Source organism: Acinetobacter sp. Swhac1, from assembly GCF_013390985.1.
GTDB lineage: Bacteria > Pseudomonadota > Gammaproteobacteria > Pseudomonadales > Moraxellaceae > Acinetobacter > Acinetobacter towneri.
The window spans coordinates 1-16,628 of the sequence record NZ_JACASN010000018.1; the positions used below are offsets into that span (position 1 = coordinate 1).

18 protein-coding genes and 1 pseudogene are annotated in these 16,628 nt (G+C 40.0%); 11 read left to right on the forward strand and 8 right to left on the reverse strand.

Annotated elements, in window-relative coordinates:
• The 9 genes and pseudogenes from HX743_RS10105 to HX743_RS10145 form a co-directional block, all read left to right on the forward strand.
• Window positions 1-241 (forward strand): annotated as a pseudogene (locus tag HX743_RS10105) (zinc ribbon domain-containing protein); the annotation flags it as partial.
• A gap of 320 nt (window positions 242-561) precedes the next feature.
• On the forward strand, window positions 562-1,539 hold the full coding sequence (locus tag HX743_RS10110) for a KpsF/GutQ family sugar-phosphate isomerase (RefSeq protein ID WP_004973067.1): 978 nt from the start codon (window positions 562-564) through the stop codon (window positions 1,537-1,539).
• A 3-nt stretch (window positions 1,540-1,542) separates the two neighbouring features.
• Window positions 1,543-2,082, forward strand: coding sequence for an HAD family hydrolase (locus HX743_RS10115; protein WP_004973069.1), 540 nt, complete (start codon window positions 1,543-1,545; stop codon window positions 2,080-2,082).
• Window positions 2,083-2,122: 40 nt separating this feature from the next.
• Entirely contained in the window at window positions 2,123-2,665 is a 543-nt protein-coding gene (gene lptC / locus HX743_RS10120; protein WP_004973071.1) for an LPS export ABC transporter periplasmic protein LptC, read from the forward strand.
• The gene (lptA, locus tag HX743_RS10125; RefSeq protein WP_004973072.1) at window positions 2,655-3,221 is read left to right on the forward strand and encodes a lipopolysaccharide transport periplasmic protein LptA; all 567 of its coding nucleotides are present in this window, start codon (window positions 2,655-2,657) and stop codon (window positions 3,219-3,221) included. The genes lptC and lptA overlap by 11 nt, the downstream gene beginning before the upstream one ends.
• A complete protein-coding gene (lptB, locus tag HX743_RS10130; RefSeq protein WP_004973074.1) occupies window positions 3,221-3,988 on the forward strand; it encodes an LPS export ABC transporter ATP-binding protein in 768 nt (255 codons plus the stop codon). Before lptA ends, lptB begins: the two co-directional genes overlap by 1 nt.
• Window positions 3,989-4,210: 222 nt before the next feature.
• Window positions 4,211-4,810 carry a YigZ family protein gene (locus HX743_RS10135; protein WP_096900925.1) on the forward strand — a complete coding sequence of 200 codons (600 nt, stop codon included), beginning with the start codon at window positions 4,211-4,213 and terminating at the stop codon, window positions 4,808-4,810.
• A complete protein-coding gene (locus HX743_RS10140) occupies window positions 4,803-5,429 on the forward strand; it encodes a DapH/DapD/GlmU-related protein (protein WP_178319160.1) in 627 nt (208 codons plus the stop codon). The genes HX743_RS10135 and HX743_RS10140 overlap by 8 nt, the downstream gene beginning before the upstream one ends.
• 126 nt (window positions 5,430-5,555) lie before the next feature.
• Window positions 5,556-6,398, forward strand: coding sequence for a universal stress protein (locus tag HX743_RS10145; protein ID WP_096900923.1), 843 nt, complete (start codon window positions 5,556-5,558; stop codon window positions 6,396-6,398).
• Window positions 6,399-6,578: 180 nt separating this feature from the next.
• Here the strand turns inward: HX743_RS10145 and HX743_RS10150 are convergent, their stop codons facing one another.
• The 8 genes from HX743_RS10150 to HX743_RS10185 form a co-directional block, all read right to left on the reverse strand.
• Window positions 6,579-7,244 carry an O-methyltransferase gene (locus HX743_RS10150; protein WP_004973089.1) on the reverse strand — a complete coding sequence of 222 codons (666 nt, stop codon included), beginning with the start codon at window positions 7,242-7,244 and terminating at the stop codon, window positions 6,579-6,581.
• Between the two features lie 151 nt (window positions 7,245-7,395).
• Window positions 7,396-8,115: a D-Ala-D-Ala carboxypeptidase family metallohydrolase gene (locus HX743_RS10155; RefSeq protein WP_004973092.1), complete on the reverse strand. Its 720-nt coding sequence runs from the start codon at window positions 8,113-8,115 to the stop codon at window positions 7,396-7,398.
• A gap of 142 nt (window positions 8,116-8,257) precedes the next feature.
• The gene (gene fdxA, locus HX743_RS10160) at window positions 8,258-8,581 is read right to left on the reverse strand and encodes a ferredoxin FdxA (protein ID WP_004973093.1); all 324 of its coding nucleotides are present in this window, start codon (window positions 8,579-8,581) and stop codon (window positions 8,258-8,260) included.
• Between the two features lie 213 nt (window positions 8,582-8,794).
• Window positions 8,795-11,434, reverse strand: coding sequence for a DNA mismatch repair protein MutS (mutS, locus tag HX743_RS10165; RefSeq protein WP_178319161.1), 2,640 nt, complete (start codon window positions 11,432-11,434; stop codon window positions 8,795-8,797).
• A gap of 550 nt (window positions 11,435-11,984) precedes the next feature.
• The gene (locus HX743_RS10170; protein ID WP_178319162.1) at window positions 11,985-13,244 is read right to left on the reverse strand and encodes an OmpP1/FadL family transporter; all 1,260 of its coding nucleotides are present in this window, start codon (window positions 13,242-13,244) and stop codon (window positions 11,985-11,987) included.
• Window positions 13,245-13,479: 235 nt separating this feature from the next.
• Window positions 13,480-13,737, reverse strand: a complete 258-nt coding sequence (locus HX743_RS10175) for a DNA-binding transcriptional regulator (protein ID WP_004973099.1) — start codon at window positions 13,735-13,737, stop codon at window positions 13,480-13,482.
• A gap of 145 nt (window positions 13,738-13,882) precedes the next feature.
• Entirely contained in the window at window positions 13,883-14,317 is a 435-nt protein-coding gene (locus HX743_RS10180) for a DUF2946 family protein (RefSeq protein WP_096900944.1), read from the reverse strand.
• Between the two features lie 149 nt (window positions 14,318-14,466).
• On the reverse strand, window positions 14,467-14,874 hold the full coding sequence (locus tag HX743_RS10185; protein WP_096900921.1) for a rhodanese-like domain-containing protein: 408 nt from the start codon (window positions 14,872-14,874) through the stop codon (window positions 14,467-14,469).
• Window positions 14,875-15,117: 243 nt separating this feature from the next.
• On the opposite strand from HX743_RS10185, the gene HX743_RS10190 reads away from it, so the two are divergent.
• Window positions 15,118-15,297, forward strand: coding sequence for a hypothetical protein (locus HX743_RS10190; protein ID WP_096900920.1), 180 nt, complete (start codon window positions 15,118-15,120; stop codon window positions 15,295-15,297).
• A gap of 235 nt (window positions 15,298-15,532) precedes the next feature.
• Window positions 15,533-16,600 carry a maleylacetate reductase gene (locus tag HX743_RS10195; protein WP_178319163.1) on the forward strand — a complete coding sequence of 356 codons (1,068 nt, stop codon included), beginning with the start codon at window positions 15,533-15,535 and terminating at the stop codon, window positions 16,598-16,600.
• Window positions 16,601-16,628 lie beyond the last annotated feature (28 nt).

The window sequence follows — 16,628 nt, forward strand, 5'->3', positions numbered from 1 at the left end:
AAGTTGATCCGAAGTACACAAGTCAAACCTGCTGTGAATGTGGTCATGTAGCAAAAGAAAACCGACAAACTCAAGCTAAATTTGAGTGTGTCGGAGTGTGGGTTATGTTGCGAATGCGGATTTAAACGCATCTCGTAATATATTGTCGGCAGGACATGCCGTTTTGTCTGTGGAGGGTGGATGCGGTAAAGGTCGCCCTAAGAAGCAGAAAGCAAGCGAAATCCGTGAGGAAGTCGCCTAAGAGCTTTGCTTTTAGAATCCCCCACTTGAGTGAAAACGAAAGTGGTGGGAGTATGTCAACTTTAGCTTTATCTGCAACTTTGAATCAATAAAATAAATAGCCTAAGCTCAAATATGATTGTTTTTCATTTGAAACTCGAGTCAAAAAGCGAGTTAATTAAAACAGCATACAAAAATGCGTTAAAACAAAAAACACACGCAGAATCAAAGTGTAGAATTGCATAGATATGCTAAAATTGCGAAAATTAAATGTGCTTCAATAAATCGCTTTTATTGAGGTGTAGAAAATACTCAATTTAAGTTGAACGTTGAATGCCAAACATGTCAAATACCATTGATTTCCAATCTGTAGCCTTAGACACTTTAAGAATAGAAGAACAAGCATTACAAGTCTTGGCGACGCAAATTGATCAGCGTTTTAGCCGTGCCTGCGAAATCATGTTGCATTGCAAAGGGCGTGTTGTGGTCACAGGTATGGGAAAATCAGGTCATATTGGTCGTAAAATGGCTGCGACGTTTGCCTCTACAGGCACGCCGTCTTTCTTTATGCACCCGGGTGAAGCAGGGCATGGTGATTTGGGAATGTTGGTACGGGGTGATGTTTTAATTGCCATTTCCAACTCCGGCAAAAGTGATGAAATTATGATGTTGATGCCACTCATCAAACATCTGGAAGTTCCTCTAATCACAATTAGCGGTGATGATCGCGGGCCGATGCCACAAAATGCTGATGTCGCTTTAACATTAGGCAATATTCAGGAAGCTTGTCCACTTGGTTTAGCACCAACCTCAAGTACGACTGCAACCTTGGCATTAGGTGATGCATTGGCTGTAGCGTTACTTGATGCACGTGGTTTTACTGCCGATGATTTTGCTCGTTCACATCCTGCAGGCGCTTTGGGTAAGCGCCTGTTATTGCATGTGAAACATTTGATGCATACCGGTACAGAATTACCTAAAGTTGCACCAGATACACCAATGAACAAAGTGTTATACGAAATTTCAAACAAACGTCTAGGTTTAACCACAATTGTCGATGAAAATGACGTCTTGTTAGGCATTTTCACCGATGGTGATTTACGACGTTTAATTGATAAACAACAGGGCTTTGATGTGAATTTACAAGTTGGGCAAGTGATGACTCAACATCCTGCAACGATTTCACAAGAAGCACGTGCAGTTGAAGCTTTAGAACAATTACGTGACCGTAAAATCAATCAGTTTGTGGTGGTGGATGATGCCAATAAAGTCATTGGTGTGATCAGTATGCATGACTTGATTCAAGCAGGGGTAAACTAAACAATGGCATCTTATATTTTATTAGAGCAAGCGCGTCATATTGAAGCTTTGGTTTTAGATGTCGATGGAATTCTAAGTGATGGTTTTGTCACCTTAACCAACAGCGGTGATGAAATTAAATCATTCGATATTCGTGATGGTTTAGGTATGAAACTGGTGCAACAAGCAGGTGTTAAAGTCATTATCATCACGGGTCGTAAAAGTAATATTGTCGAAAAACGCATGTCCGATTTAGGTGTAGATTTGGTCTACCAAGGACGTGAAGATAAAGGCACTGCATTGCAGGAAGCCTGTGCCAAGTTAGGTTTATCACCTGCAGATTGTCTCTATATGGGCGATGACTGGCCTGATCTTTCAGCGTTTTCGATTGCAGGGATGAAAGTCACAGTGCCAAATGGACATATTGAAGTGCGTCGTCGTGCCGATTTAGTCACACAGGCCATGGGTGGGCGCGGTGCGGTACGTGAAATCTGCGATATGATTTTAACCGCCAAAGGTGTGTACCAAAGCTTACTTGAAAAATATCTCAGCATCCCTCATTAATTAAGTCATACATTCAAAGGTTTGAGTTACAGCCCCACTTATGGATACTAAAGTTTTATACGTTACTGCGATTGCAATTGCAGCTGTAAGTGGTGGTTATTACTATTACAGCGGTAAAGGCAAAAAACTGGAAACTGACGCTGCTCGCTCTATGACTTATAGTGCAGAGCAAATTCATCTGACCCAAACAGATGAGCAGGGCAATTTATATGTGCGTGCGCAAATTGACCGTTTAGAGCAAGACATGCAGCAAAAAACCTCTAAGCTGGAAAATTTGAATGCCTCTATGTATAAAGCGGGCGCGGTGGATGCCACTTTTTTTGCTAAACAGGCACAAGGTTTTAATGACAATGAAAAGGTTGTGTTGTCAGATCAAGTGCTAGCAACCAAGTTACTCGCTCAAGGCAAACTGACGCTTGAAACAGTCGAGTTGAATGTGTTTCCTAAAACACGTGAAATCAGTACCGAAAAACAAGTGACTGTACAATCTCCACAGGCTGATTTTATCAGTCAGGGCTTAAAAGCCAATTTAAATGACGGGCAATACGAATTTTTTAATATTCGAGGAAAGTATGAACCATAAATCTAAGCTTACAGCTCCTAAAGCGTTGATAAAACAAGCAGCACTTGTGGGCTTGGCGGTGCTTTCATCGGCAGGTGCATGGGCAATTCCGTCAGACCGCAGTCAGCCTATTACTTTATTGGCAGACCGTGCGACCTTTAGTGAACGTACTGGCGTCACCACTTATACAGGCAATGTGGTGATTGAACAGGGCACCATGAAACTGCAGGCAGATTCGATTGTTGCTAATCTGAACAGCAAAAAAGAAATTAGTGTCATTACGGCAACGGGCAGACCTGCGCAATTCCAGCAAAAGACTGATCCAGCCAAAGGGCTTGCCAAAGGTCAGGCGCAAAAGATTGTTTACAATGCTGAAACAGGCATTATCACCTTAACGGGTGGCGCACTTTTAGAGCAAGATGGAGCCAGTATTCGTGGTAATACCTTGCGTTATAGTATGAACAAAGGCGATGTTGAAGCGATTGGTACACCGAACAAAACTGGTTCTGAAGCGGGTCGTGTAAAAATTGTGATTCCACCATCAAGTTCAAAATCATTCCCGGGAGCGCGTGATTAATGGATCAAACGAGCGCAGCACAGGACAGCGTCCAGCACGGTCAGCAGACTTTGTGTATTAAGCATTTAGCCAAAAACTATAATAAGCGCTGGGTGGTTAAAGACGTTTCATTTGAAATGAAAAGTGGTGAAATTGTCGGGTTACTTGGGCCGAACGGTGCGGGTAAAACCACCAGTTTCTACATGGTTGTGGGTTTGGTGCGTATGGATAAAGGCGAAATCCATTTAGATCAACTGGATTTATCTGACCTTGCCATGCATGAACGTGCGCGTAAGGGGATTGGTTATTTACCGCAAGAAGCCTCTATTTTCAGAAAGCTGACCATCGCTGAAAATATTATGGCTATTTTAGAAACCCGCAAAGATTTAAATAAACAGCAACGTCAGCAGCGTTTATCAGAATTGCTGGCAGATTTTAAAATCACGCATATTAAAGATTCATTAGGGATGAGTGTGTCGGGTGGCGAACGCCGTCGTGCAGAAATTGCCCGTGCTTTGGCAGCAGACCCTAAATTTATGTTGTTAGATGAGCCTTTTGCAGGGGTCGATCCTATTTCTGTCGGTGATATTAAAGATATCATTCGTACCTTAAAAGATCGTGACATTGGCGTATTAATTACCGACCATAACGTCCGTGATACTTTAGCCATTTGTGAACGTGCTTATATTGTTAGCGAAGGTTCAGTCATTGCAGAGGGTACACCGCAAGAAATTCTGGAAAATGAAATTGTGCGTGAAGTTTATTTGGGTGAAGACTTTTTTGTTTAAAGCTTGAATGTTCTAACCGTTATTGGTTTTCGTATGCTTACTGCATAAGTTGTAGAACAGAAAGTCGTGTAAACATTATTTAACCTTCTATACCTTTGAGGATAGAAGGTTTTTTCATGGTGGTTATCAGTCCAAATAAGCTATAACTCTAAATACGTTAGAGCGCTAAACACGTTATAATTATCAAGTTTTTATTTAACTGGTTGATTGATCTGGAGTGTTATGCCATTTACCATTGCTGCGCCCATCACTTTTGAAGAAGAAATTAAAAAAAGTCGATTTCAGGCAATTGCTGTGCCTGTAGATAATGAGCAAGCGGTAAAAACTTTTTTGGAACAGCAGCGTGATTCATCTACCACACATCAATGTTGGGCATGGAAAATCGGGCATCAATTACGTTTTAATGATGATGGCGAACCTTCAGGTACGGCAGGACGTCCTATTTTAGCCACGATTGAAGGCAATGAGTTGACTAATGTTTTGGTGTTGGTGAATCGTTGGTACGGCGGCATTAAATTGGGCACAGGCGGCTTGGTACGTGCCTATGGGGGATGTGCAGGGCAATGTTTGGCTCTAGCAGAAAAAATAGAACTGATTGAAAAAAAGACCGTGCAATTTTCCTGTCATTTTAATGAGTGGGCAATTTTACAATACGAGCTAAATAGTCAGCAGATTGAGTACAGCGAAGACTACACCGCCGAAGGCGTGTTGGTAAAGGCATTCATGCAAGTCGATCAAATAGACCCTTTAAAACTAAAATTACAAGATATTAGCCGTGGGCGTGAACAACTCAAAATCCTTGAGGATGATCAAGATGACTGAAGCAAATTCACCTGATCCATTATCGAAGTACCGTGAGCAGCATAAACACCGTTTAAACTACATGCCGTGGTTATATTGGTCATTAAAACCTAAACATCGTGCTTGGGCAGAAGCTTGGCAGCAGGAATATCAAGCTTATTTAATGGCAATGGAAACGGTAGAGATTGGCAAAAACTGTTTTATTTCACCATTGGCACATATTTTTGCAGAACCAGGACGTAAAATCAGTATTGGCGATAATACCTTTATTGCAGCCGATTGTACTTTGCATGGCCCTTTAGAAATTGGCAATGAAGTCGCGATTAATCACCACTGTATTTTAGATGGTGGCAGAGTTGGAATTAAGCTTCATGATCAGGTGCGTATCGCAGCATATTGTCATTTATATGCGTTTGATCATGGCATGGCTTTGGATCAGCCCATTTATCAGCAAGCGGTGCGTTCACAAGGTATTGAAATTGGACGGGATGTTTGGCTAGGTGCGCATGTTGGTGTTAAAGATGGGGTGAAGATTGCGGCACATGCAGTCGTTGGTATGAATAGCATGGTCACCAAAGATGTTCAGGAGCGGGAAATTGTGGTAGGAAACCCTGCCAAATTGATTCGTTATCGTGAGTAAATACGATGCAGCAAGGCTAAATCTTTAAACTTCATTACATTTTTTCATGTCCCTGCAACACGAGTTGTGTTAAGTTAAAAATAACAACTAAAAAATAGCCTGCAAAAGGCAGTAAGAGAGGCAATAATGAAACGTGTAATTGCTTGTATTGATTCTTCGCCTTGTATTAATGCGCTTGCTGAAGCTGCTGCGTGGATTGCAACACAAACTCAACGTGAATTGGTGTTATTACAAGTTTTGGATTATTACCCCGCCAGTTATCATTTGGGGGAAATTAGTGGCGTGATTGGTTTTGAAAGTAATGCCATGTTACTCAAAGAATTAGCCGAATTAGAACAAAAACAAAGTGAATTAGCACTCGATTATAGCAACAATTTATTGCAGCACATTTCCAGTATGATTCAGGAAAAGTTCGGCATTGTACCTACCCACATTCAAGAAAAAGGCGACTTTTTAGAACAAAGTTTTAGTGTGCTGAACGAAGAAGATATTGTGGTGATTGGACGTGTGGGCGAGAAATCTGCTGAACGCAATAAGGCATTAGGCAGTAATGTCGAAAACTTTATTCGTGGTGCAAATTGTACTGTGATGACTGTCGGAGAGCATTTTAAAGCACCAAACCGTTTTATTTTTGCTTATGAATATTCCCCAACTTGTATCAAAATGATGAAGCGAATTGCACAAAGTGATTTGCTTAAATTATTGCAATGTCATTTGCTCTATGTCGGTGATCACCCAGAAGTTTTAAATGAACCTGCAGATTTTTTAACTTCAGCGGGTTTAGATGTGGTGGTGGAATATCGTTATGGCGATGTGGCTGAAAATATCTTAGATTATCAACGTGAACATGGTATTCAGTTGATTGTACTGGGGGCATTTAGTCACAGTAAAATTCACCAATTTTTCTTGGGAAGCATTACCACCAATATTTTCCGTAACTCAACTGTTCCTTTGTTGGTGGCAAAGTAAAAATCGTAAATGATTCAAAAAAGATCATTTCAAAAGATTGTTTAGTTGAACTGATGTAAATGCTTGCTGACTGTCCATGGTTATCCGCATAATTTGTGGATAACTGTATGGACAGTATATGTAACATTATAATATATAATGTAAAATTGCTTTAGGTTGTTTTTTAACCTTGTGTGGACTTTACTTTACAATCGCTAAAGCAAAGCCATCATGTCCTTTGCTGCCTACAGTTTGTAATGCTGTGCACGATAAAATTCGCGAATGATTTTGCATGGCTTTGAACATGTCACGAATCCCTTCAATGCTTGGTTTGTGATTGTCAGGATTTAAAATTTCCCCTGCACGAATTACATTGTCTAAAAAGATAATTGTACCTGAGCGTGAAAGTTTAAGACTCAGTTCCAAATATTCAGGATAGCTTTGTTTGTCGGCATCAATAAAAATAAAATCAAAAGCTTCAGTATCTTCTGGCAGAGCTTTTAGAATTTCTGCAGCACGACCAACTTTTAATTCAACCTTTTGTTTTAATTGAGCGCGGTCAATATTTTCCTGTCCCAAAGCTGCATGGGTATCACGTCCTTCAATCGTGAGTATATAACCATCTTCAGGCAGCGCACGTGCTAGCCACATTGTGCTATAAGCTGCGAATGTGCCCAATTCCAACACACGTTTGCATTGATTCATTTGAATGAGCATTTGTAGCAACATGCCCTGATTTGCCGCAACTGCAAGGTGATCTGGAAAACCTTTGGCATCGGTATTTTCTAAAGTTTGCGTCAAAATTGGGTCTTCGGGAATTAAATGTGATTCGATATAGTGATCGATATCCGTCCACATTTGTTGCATAGCGTGCTCACCTTTGTTGCGATGTGTGCATTGTAAACTTTTCTGCTCAGAGTGCAATTTATTCGCGGAATGGAGCAGGTGATAATCTATTTCGCAATAAAAAAAGAGGTCAATTTGACCTCTTTAGGATTTAATTCTAAACAACACTGAATTAGAAATTACACATAGATGAATGGCGGCTTAAATCTGGCCCCCAAGTTCGATAACCTTGTGTATCAATATGAATTTGTCCTGAAGCGTATAAGCCTAAGCCCATGTTTAAACTTTGACCATATTGCTGCCAGAACTGACACAGTCTGTATTTGGTACTTTCAATATAGGCATAGTCTTCGGCATTCGGGAATTGTGGCCCAATTCTAAAATCAATGGCTGAGTTAAATAAGTGACGCGATGAGTTCGCACCACCTGCACATTGATTCAGTGGTAAATCTCGATAGACAGAAGTGACTTCAAAATCAGTTAAGACTTTAGAGGCGACCAAATATTTAAATACACGCAAGGTAGGCACCTGATTTTGCCACAATTCACGACTTGGAATCATAAATTGCGAACGTCCACAGCGTTGCCAGTCACGTGCGGTACGCATTAATTCAAAACTTGGAATAATATTGCCAACACCGTTGTGTTCCAAGAAGCGTTCATATTCACGAACTTGGCGTAAATTGTCACTCACTGCCACCCATGCATTATACGAATAAGGCACAATTTTAGGTGCTACCTGACGCTCATAGGTGATTTTTTCTTGAGGAATGAAAATTCGTTTTCCATCGGGCGTGGTGATCGTTGTTGTTCTGTTTGGGGTTGAACTACAGGCAACCAAGATAACGGGAACAATGCTGAACGAAAACAGCGCCTTGAAAAATTTCTTCATTAGGCAAATCAGATATTTATTTAAAGTGTCCGTATTCTAATCGAAAATGCTGGTTAAAATTTGAAAATATTGCAATCAAATGTGTGTTTTAGGTATAAAAAAAGATCAACACAGGGCTGATCTTTTTCACAACAAGACGAACTTACTTTTCTAAGTATTGTAATTTGTCTGGTTTGCCATTCCATTCTTCGCGGTCAGCAGGTTGATCGCCAATTTGTGTAATGTTTGGCCAAGTCTGTGAAAGTTCAGCATTTAGCTCGATAAACACTTCCTGACCTTCAGGTAATTCATCTTCAGAGAAAATAGCGTTGGCAGGACACTCTGGTTCACATAATGCACAGTCGATACATTCGTCTGGATTAATGACAAGGAAGTTCGGACCTTCGTAGAAGCAGTCTACAGGACAAACTTCAACGCAGTCTTGATATTTACATTTAATACAGTTTTCAGTGACAACAAATGTCATGGCGACAGCTACCTAAAAATATGGTTCTAATTCAGAATAGTCTATTTTAGGCAAAAATCACTACAACTAACAATCGCTTTTACTGATATTTGATATAGACAGTGCTGCTAAATTTGATAAAAGGGGGATAAAACCATCAAAAAAACTTATAAATGACAAAGACTCTCAATTGAGAGTCTTTGTTTAGCTCAAATATTTTAGAAATAACAGCGGCTAAGCGTTCAATTGTTCCTTTAAAGCATACAATTGTTCCAGCGCTTGTCGTGGCGTTAAATTATCGACATCTATACTGCGTAATAAATCTAAAGCAGGTGATGGTTTTTCTACCTCTATTACACGTTCAATCACTTCTGGTTCAGCTGAGCTTGTTGCTGGTGCAAATAGGTCATCTTGAACGGCTAAATTGACATTTTTGTGCTGCTGTTTTTCTAAAATTCTTAAACGGTTTTGCGCTTCTTTAATCACATTGGCTGGAATGCCTGCCAATTTTGCCACTTGCAAACCGTGACTTTGGCTTGCAGGACCTTGTTGAACTTTGTGCAAGAGAATCAGGTTGCCATTCATTTCTTTGGCGGTTACGTGGTAGTTATCCACCCCAGATTCTTTGCTTAATTCGGTCAATTCAAAATAATGCGTTGCAAATAGGCATAAACATTTGATGCGTTTGCTTAAATCCAACACACATGCCCATGCCAAAGATAAGCCATCGTAGGTACTGGTTCCGCGACCAACTTCATCCATCAGCACCAAAGACTGTGAGGTTGCATGGTGTAAAATTTGTGAAGTCTCAGTCATTTCGACCATAAAGGTCGATTTACCTGTCGATAAATCATCGGCAGAACCAATACGGGTAAACACGCGATCAATAGGACCTAATACGGCTGTTTGGGCAGGCACATAACTACCACAATAGCCAAGTAGGGCAATGAGTGCGGTTTGACGCATATACGTTGATTTACCGCCCATATTCGGGCCAGTAATAATTGCCAAACGATGATTGTAGTCGAGTAAAGTATCATTCGGTGTAAAGGCAGTTTTACTCAAGGCCTCAACAACAGGATGACGTCCTGCAGTAATTTTAATTCCAATTTCAGGGCTATATTCAGGGCGTGCCCAATTGCGTAAACGTGCTTGATGGGCAAAGTTTGCCAATAGATCAATTTGTGCAATCGCGCTGCTCATCATTTGTAATTGAGCAATGTCTTGGCGTAATTCATCCAATAGCATTTCAAATAGCATCTTTTCACGGGCTAAAGCACGGGACTCGCTAGACAGGACTTTATCTTCAAAACTTTTTAGCTCTGGGGTGATGTAGCGTTCTGCATTTTTTAAAGTTTGACGACGGATATAGTGTTCAGGTGCTTGCTCGGCTTGGGCGCGAGTGAGTTCAATGTAGTAACCACTGACACGGTTGTAGCCAATTTTTAACGTTGGGATACCGCTTTCTTGGCGCTCTTTGACTTCTAAATCAATCAGTAATTGCCCCGCATGATCACGGATTTTGCGTAGTTCATCGAGTTCACTGTCAAAACCCTCTGCAATGACATTGCCATCACGCAATAGTACAGGTGGGTTTTCTACAATTGCCTGCATCAGCCGTTGATGCAGTCCATGAAAATCGCCCAGTTCTTCATTCAGGTTTTGAATGAGTGCGGATTGTTGTGCGGAAACAATGGGCTGTAAGGCATGACGCAAATAGGGAATTTGCGCACAGGCCTGACGTAGTTGTACCAAATCACGTGGGCGTGCGCTACCGAGTGCGACACGACTCAGCACACGTTCAATATCACTAATTTCTTTCAATACCAAACGCACAGGCGACTCATGGTAACCTTGTATTAAGGCTTGAATTGCATCCAGTCTTGCATCTAACAATGCCGTGTCACGCAAAGGTTGCATCAAGGTACGACTCAGTAAACGGCTACCCATGGCAGTTTGGCAATCGTTAATCAGTTGGAATAAAGAAGTGCCGTGTTCAAATAATGGTTCAACCAATTCCAAATTACGTCGGGTCACAGGATCAAGCGCAATAAAATCGCTGCTTTGTTCTAATTGAATACTGCGAATATGTGGTAAAGCCGTTTTTTGGGTTTCTTTGGCGTAGTGTATTAACGCTGCCGCTGCTGCTTTGGCTAAGGGCAAATGATCAATACCAAAACCTGAAAGTGACGATACAGCAAATTGATCACAAAGCGTTTTTTGTGCATTGTTCAGGTTGAAATCGACATTTGGGCGTTTGGTCACAGGGCAGTCAAGCTGCTTTTTAACCTGTTCAATAATATTCGGATCGACAATATCTTCATCGACCACAATTTCGCTTGGCATTAAACGAGAAAGTTCAATCGCGAGTTGTTCAGGCAAATAATCCATTTGCTGAACTTTAAAAATCCCTGCACTTAAATCCAGCAATGCGATACCAATTTGGTTTTGCTGTAAGCATAAAGAGACCAAGTTGGAAGATTGATGACTGTTGAGCAAGGCATCATCGGTGAGCGTGCCTGGGGTGATAATCCGTACTACTCCACGCTCTACAGGACCTTTGCCTGTCACCTCGCCAATTTGCTCACAAATTACCACGGTTTCGCCTTTTTTGACCAAGCGAGCGAGATAACCTTCAGCAGCATGATATGGCACGCCCGCCATTGGAATAGGTTTGCCACTAGTTTTACCACGGTGGGTGAGGGTAATGCCTAAAAGTTTGGCAGCTTTGTGTGCATCATCAAAAAATAATTCGTAGAAATCGCCCATGCGATAGAACATTAAAGAATGTGGATGTTCCATCTTCACCCGTAAGTATTGCTGCATCATTGGTGTGTGTGAAGATAGATCAGCCATGATTTCTGTCATGTTCATGCAGTTGAAGTCCTTTAATTTGAAGCGTAATTTAAGTGTAAGTATGTGACTAGCTTATTTTACGCCATCTTAGTCAAATTAGTGAACCTGCATGTCATTGTTGCTCGCTCTCTAACGAGTCGAACATCGAGCGGTTTAAGCTTTTAAATGGATAATATTCAATTGATCGGGTGTGTTAGTGAGCACACAGCCATAAAAAATATCGCCCATAAAATCTAAACCCACAGGTTCAAAAATGATATCGCATAGCTCAAAGAGCTTAGCTGTTGAAAATGTATGATTTGCGAAGTTAAAAGTGAAAATTATTGTGTCATTTGGCTGAATTTTACTGAGTTTTTCGTGTAATTCATCGTTATAAAAAGCATCGAAATTTGATTGTTTTCTATGGATTCATTTAGAAAGTAGTGCATGTTGTAACATTATGCTTTGCATGGTCTTATTTCTAGCTAAAAGCCGTACTTTGGAAAAACTTCATCACAATCAAAGTAAAAAAAGCCATCATCTTTTCAGATCATGGCAAGCTATTATTCAAACTCAAGCTATGTAGAATTTAAAAATTCAAACTATATGACACGCCCAAAATATTTTGGCTCATGCTTAAATTGGCTTCGCCACCACCAAAATCAACGGGGATAGAGTTGTTACCTTGCACTGTTTCTTTGAGTGCGTGTGTATAAGCCACACTTACATTTTGTTGATCATCGAGTTGCCAAGTTGCACCAACACTTAAATGCTCTTGTACCACACCTGGTGCCAAAATATTTAGGAAGGTTTGATCATTTTTAACAGGCTGATCGTTATAGCTATAACCCGCACGTAAAGTCAGTTTTTCTGAGGCTTGATAAGTCGCTGAAATTTTATAGACATTGATGTCATCCCATCCAAAACCAGGACCTTGTGTTGTGCCAAATTTATTGTTTGCGAATAATTGATCCAGTTTATTGCCAACAGAATCTACATCTGAATAATTAATGCGTAAGTAATCTGTCGCGACTGATAAAGCAGGGGTAAGTTGATAATTTAAACCTACACCATAGCTTTCAGGTACGTCAAAATCACCTTGTTTGGCAAATAAACCTTCATATTTCTTAAAGCGGCTGGCATTAATTTTAGATGAATAGCTTGCACCAAGGGTCAGTTTATCATTTGGTTTTGCCGACCAGCCAATACGTGCACCTACGCCGTATGAATCGTCATTGCCACGATCGCTAATTGCCGCACCGTTTGACGAAGCACCACCAAAGACATCACCAGCAAAACCTTGTGCACTAAAACGTTGATATAAAATATTTGCAGCCAAGGCTATAGATTGATTTTCTGCATATTTCCAAGATAAAGCAGGTGAAATAAAGGCTTGGGTTAATGAAATACCTGCGCTTCCTGTATTATCATAAACTGCATAAGGATTATTTTTATAATTGGTATTCATGCCACCATTGCCATAAACCGCAATACCCGCAGTGACTTGTTCATTCACTGGGTGAACATAACCTACATCTGGAATTACAAAGTATTTACGGCTATTGCCATCATACTGACCATTTGCTCCATAACCATTTCCTGTAATTTCAGACTCACGATCTGGAGAGAAAATAGTTAAACCTGCATCAACACGCTTATCTAACCAGCTCAAACCCGCTGGGTTGCTTGCAATAGTCAGACTGTCCTGAAAATTGGCAATGGCTGTGCCTGCGTTTCCTTGAGATTTCACACTATATGCATGCATGAAATATCCTGTTGTTGCAAAAGCAGATGTTGAAAACAAAGGTGCGATAACAGCAATTGAGATAAAAGAAGATAGATATTTCATGAGAATATAGATCGAGTAAAAACAATATATGCGGCAGTATATTGAAAAGTTGTATTCTTGTATTTGAATATAAATTCATATCTTTATTCTATTTTTGAATATATAGCTATGAAACAGCAAGGGTATTCATTCTATATGTACATCAAAATGATGCTTCAACTCTTTTGACCAAAGAAGCTCCCTTGGGAGCTTCTTTATTGTTTTTCATTGCTTTAATTCATCATCATAAAGTGCTTTATGCCAAGTTTTCTAACACAAATTGTGGCGATTTAATAAATAATCGAATCAATGCTTGAGCAGAACTCGACGGTTGACGGACACCACGTTCCCAACTTTCTAAAGTTCGGGCAGAGATACACAATTTTGCCGCAAGTTCAGTTTGCGAAATATTCATTTTTTGTCGAACTTTAATGATCTGTTGTGCTAAATCCAAACAAGCCGTTTGCTCTACAGTATGATTCACATGATTATGACTGTGTTGAAGCAGATGCATAGTTATCTCCTCCTTAGGGTCGAATAAACAAGTCAATGAGTTATTAAAATAAGTATTGTCCTACAGCTGCATAAATTTGATACTGCAAAATTTACACTTTAGAGTGAAGCAAAGATGGCAACACTGTAAGAAATGATAAGAAAATTCAAGAGTCAAAACGAGGCGGAGCACGACCTTGTGGTAGAATAAAAAGCGGCTCAGTTTGAAATAGTGTTGGTGTAAACGATGTTTTAAAAGACAAAATCCGAATTTGCGTTCGGACTAAAATTGGTCTGAGTTTGTTTTCAAATAATGGTAGTGCAAAACTATAAACTAGACAGTATTCACATTCATGATCTGTATGCGCCGCATCTTCAGATGATGCATGTTCGTGTGAACTTTCAAGTTCCAATGCAACATGAGTCGCAGTTTCATGGTGTGTAGATGAATACGAAGAATGGGGTGCGGTGCGTTCTAAAAATAATGCTTGGGCAATAGTTTCACAGACAGAGGAAAAATGTTGTTTCTCTGGCAATAAAGGCTGTAGGAACACAGCGACTTGTAACAAGATTGCAAATAATCCTAGCAATCTGCCCAACATCATCAACACTGTATCAATCTTTTATTCAATTTATTCATGTAATACTATAACAAAAATGCCAATGATAAATATTGAAGTATTACACGAAGTTTTAATTAATATTTAACCTTAATATTGAGCGTTATTTAAGCATTCAACAGACCCTAGTATCATCTTGTAAAAGAAACTGTCGGAAAACCTGCTTCCAGCCAAGCTTGCATACCACCTTGCATTGAATAGACTTTCTCGAAACCCATTCTTTGTAAGGCTTGAGTGGCAAGTGCAGAACGCGCACCAGTACCACAAAGTAAGTAAATATCTCGTTCAGCCAGATTGGTAAGGGCACGTTCAACATCGCAATAGTGGTTTACTACAGGGTGTTGTGCAATTTTCATTTCTAACATGCCGCGTGGAAAATTCACTGCACGGTCTATTGCACAAGCCTGATGTTCTTCAGGTTCTCGTACATCAATCAAAATAATATCGGGATGTTGCAAATATTTTTCATGCAATTCTTGCACGCTAATTTCTGTAATTTCACTTTTGGCTTCAGTGATTAGTTGATCTGGTGTTTTCATTCATCCACACTCATTTATTTTGAGTCTATATAATATAATATTATATATTTAATAAGATTTTATTATTGTTAGGAAATGTGTCTGATCGAATATTGTTGTGATTTTCTATAAAAAACATTTTAAATCAGGTGTTTAAATCCTAATAAAATTTAAGCCATCAATTGATCAAAAAGTCATATCTTATTCAACTATAAGGTATATACTAGATTTAACACTTTTGTTCGATTGTTCAGGGGACGTAAAATGCCTGCAAGATTTTTTGGAATTTTTTTGGGTTTAATTGCAGCGGTATTAATCATTGGTGGATTATTCATCAATATGATCAGTGGTGAAGCTACCGTCGTGGAATACTGGATTTTATTGTTGCTTCCATGTTTCGGTGTGCCAATTTTATCTGCAGTGTGCCTAAAAGAAATTGATTAAGCACAAAAGTACAAGTTTTCTTTACATTAAAATTGATAGCTGATTTATTCATCGCATTTGATTTTAATAATACAAAAACCCATGAGATCATGGGTTTTTGTATTTATAGCAAAATAGTTTATCTCGAGTCTTTATGTGAATATTTGCAAAGCAGCGTTGCAGAATTGGGCTGTTCAGTAGCCTAGTCATAGTTATATGCTATTAAAATGTAACGACAATATTTAAGCTCAATAACATGCAAGCATTCCATTATCAGGCATTGCCAATCGATGTTCACTTTGGCGTAGGTCATCTGCAAAAAATCCAAGAGATTTTACGTCCTTATGCCTATCAGCGTATTTTAATTATTACTACTGCAGGGCAACAAGCCGCAGGCGAGCGTTTATTGGCACAAATCCAAGACATGGCTGTAGCGGTCTATCCTCATGCGGTGATGCATGTGTCAAAAGAGGTTGCAGATCAGGCCATTCAAGATGTGCAGCGTTTAGGAGTAGATTGCTGTTTGGCATTAGGCGGTGGCTCTGCGATTGGTTTAGCCAAAGCGATTGCCTTAGAAACTCATTTGCCGATTATTGCAATTCCGACCACTTATGCAGGTAGTGAAATGACAGCGGTGTATGGCATCACCGAAAACCAGCTGAAAACCACAGGCAAAGCAGCTCAAGTTTTGCCTAAAGTAGTGATTTATGATCCTGAATTGACACTCAACTTACCCACTGAAATTTCGGCATGTTCGGGCATGAATGCGATGGCACATGCAGTTGAGGCATTATATGCACAGGATAAAAATCCCATTGTAAGTTTAATGGCGCTAGAGGCGATTACTCAACTGGCACAGGCTTTACCTGAAATTGTGCAAGCGCCTCATAATATGCAGGCACGTGAACACGCTTTATATGGTGCATGGTTGGCTGGTGTGTGTTTGGGTTCGGTGGGGATGGCAATTCATCATAAAATTTGCCATAGCTTAGGTGGACGTTATCAGTTGCCACATGCGCAAACCCACGCCATTGTGTTGGCGTATTCAGTGTATTACAACCGACATGCAGATATTGCTGCAATGAATCAACTGGCAGCGGCTTTAAATGTGTCAGATCGGGAACAGTTGGGCTTGGCGATTTATCAGCTTAACCAAGGATTGAATATTCCAATGGCACTTAAAGATTTAGGATTACCCGAAACAGCACCTGCCCAAGTGGCACGTATTATCTGCGATAGTCCATATTATAATCCACGCGAATATGACTATGCCGAATTAGAGGCCTTATTGACCAAAGCTTATTGGGGACAAGCATCAATCTAATACTGCTGAGAAATAGCATGATAGATAA

What these genes read in the sequence shown, in the direction of transcription:
- lptC (WP_004973071.1), top strand. Translation starts at nt 2,123, where the DNA reads ATGGATACTAAAGTTTTATACGTTACTGCGATTGCAATTGCAGCTGTA.
- HX743_RS10195 (WP_178319163.1), top strand. Translation starts at nt 15,533, where the DNA reads ATGCAAGCATTCCATTATCAGGCATTGCCAATCGATGTTCACTTTGGC.
- HX743_RS10175 (WP_004973099.1), bottom strand. Translation starts at nt 13,737, where the DNA reads ATGCATCTGCTTCAACACAGTCATAATCATGTGAATCATACTGTAGAG.
- HX743_RS10190 (WP_096900920.1), top strand. Translation starts at nt 15,118, where the DNA reads ATGCCTGCAAGATTTTTTGGAATTTTTTTGGGTTTAATTGCAGCGGTA.
- HX743_RS10145 (WP_096900923.1), top strand. Translation starts at nt 5,556, where the DNA reads ATGAAACGTGTAATTGCTTGTATTGATTCTTCGCCTTGTATTAATGCG.
- HX743_RS10170 (WP_178319162.1), bottom strand. Translation starts at nt 13,244, where the DNA reads ATGAAATATCTATCTTCTTTTATCTCAATTGCTGTTATCGCACCTTTG.
- fdxA (WP_004973093.1), bottom strand. Translation starts at nt 8,581, where the DNA reads ATGACATTTGTTGTCACTGAAAACTGTATTAAATGTAAATATCAAGAC.
- HX743_RS10185 (WP_096900921.1), bottom strand. Translation starts at nt 14,874, where the DNA reads ATGAAAACACCAGATCAACTAATCACTGAAGCCAAAAGTGAAATTACA.
- lptB (WP_004973074.1), top strand. Translation starts at nt 3,221, where the DNA reads ATGGATCAAACGAGCGCAGCACAGGACAGCGTCCAGCACGGTCAGCAG.
- HX743_RS10150 (WP_004973089.1), bottom strand. Translation starts at nt 7,244, where the DNA reads ATGCAACAAATGTGGACGGATATCGATCACTATATCGAATCACATTTA.
- HX743_RS10180 (WP_096900944.1), bottom strand. Translation starts at nt 14,317, where the DNA reads ATGTTGGGCAGATTGCTAGGATTATTTGCAATCTTGTTACAAGTCGCT.
- HX743_RS10155 (WP_004973092.1), bottom strand. Translation starts at nt 8,115, where the DNA reads ATGAAGAAATTTTTCAAGGCGCTGTTTTCGTTCAGCATTGTTCCCGTT.
- HX743_RS10140 (WP_178319160.1), top strand. Translation starts at nt 4,803, where the DNA reads ATGACTGAAGCAAATTCACCTGATCCATTATCGAAGTACCGTGAGCAG.
- HX743_RS10110 (WP_004973067.1), top strand. Translation starts at nt 562, where the DNA reads ATGTCAAATACCATTGATTTCCAATCTGTAGCCTTAGACACTTTAAGA.
- mutS (WP_178319161.1), bottom strand. Translation starts at nt 11,434, where the DNA reads ATGAACATGACAGAAATCATGGCTGATCTATCTTCACACACACCAATG.
- HX743_RS10115 (WP_004973069.1), top strand. Translation starts at nt 1,543, where the DNA reads ATGGCATCTTATATTTTATTAGAGCAAGCGCGTCATATTGAAGCTTTG.
- lptA (WP_004973072.1), top strand. Translation starts at nt 2,655, where the DNA reads ATGAACCATAAATCTAAGCTTACAGCTCCTAAAGCGTTGATAAAACAA.
- HX743_RS10135 (WP_096900925.1), top strand. Translation starts at nt 4,211, where the DNA reads ATGCCATTTACCATTGCTGCGCCCATCACTTTTGAAGAAGAAATTAAA.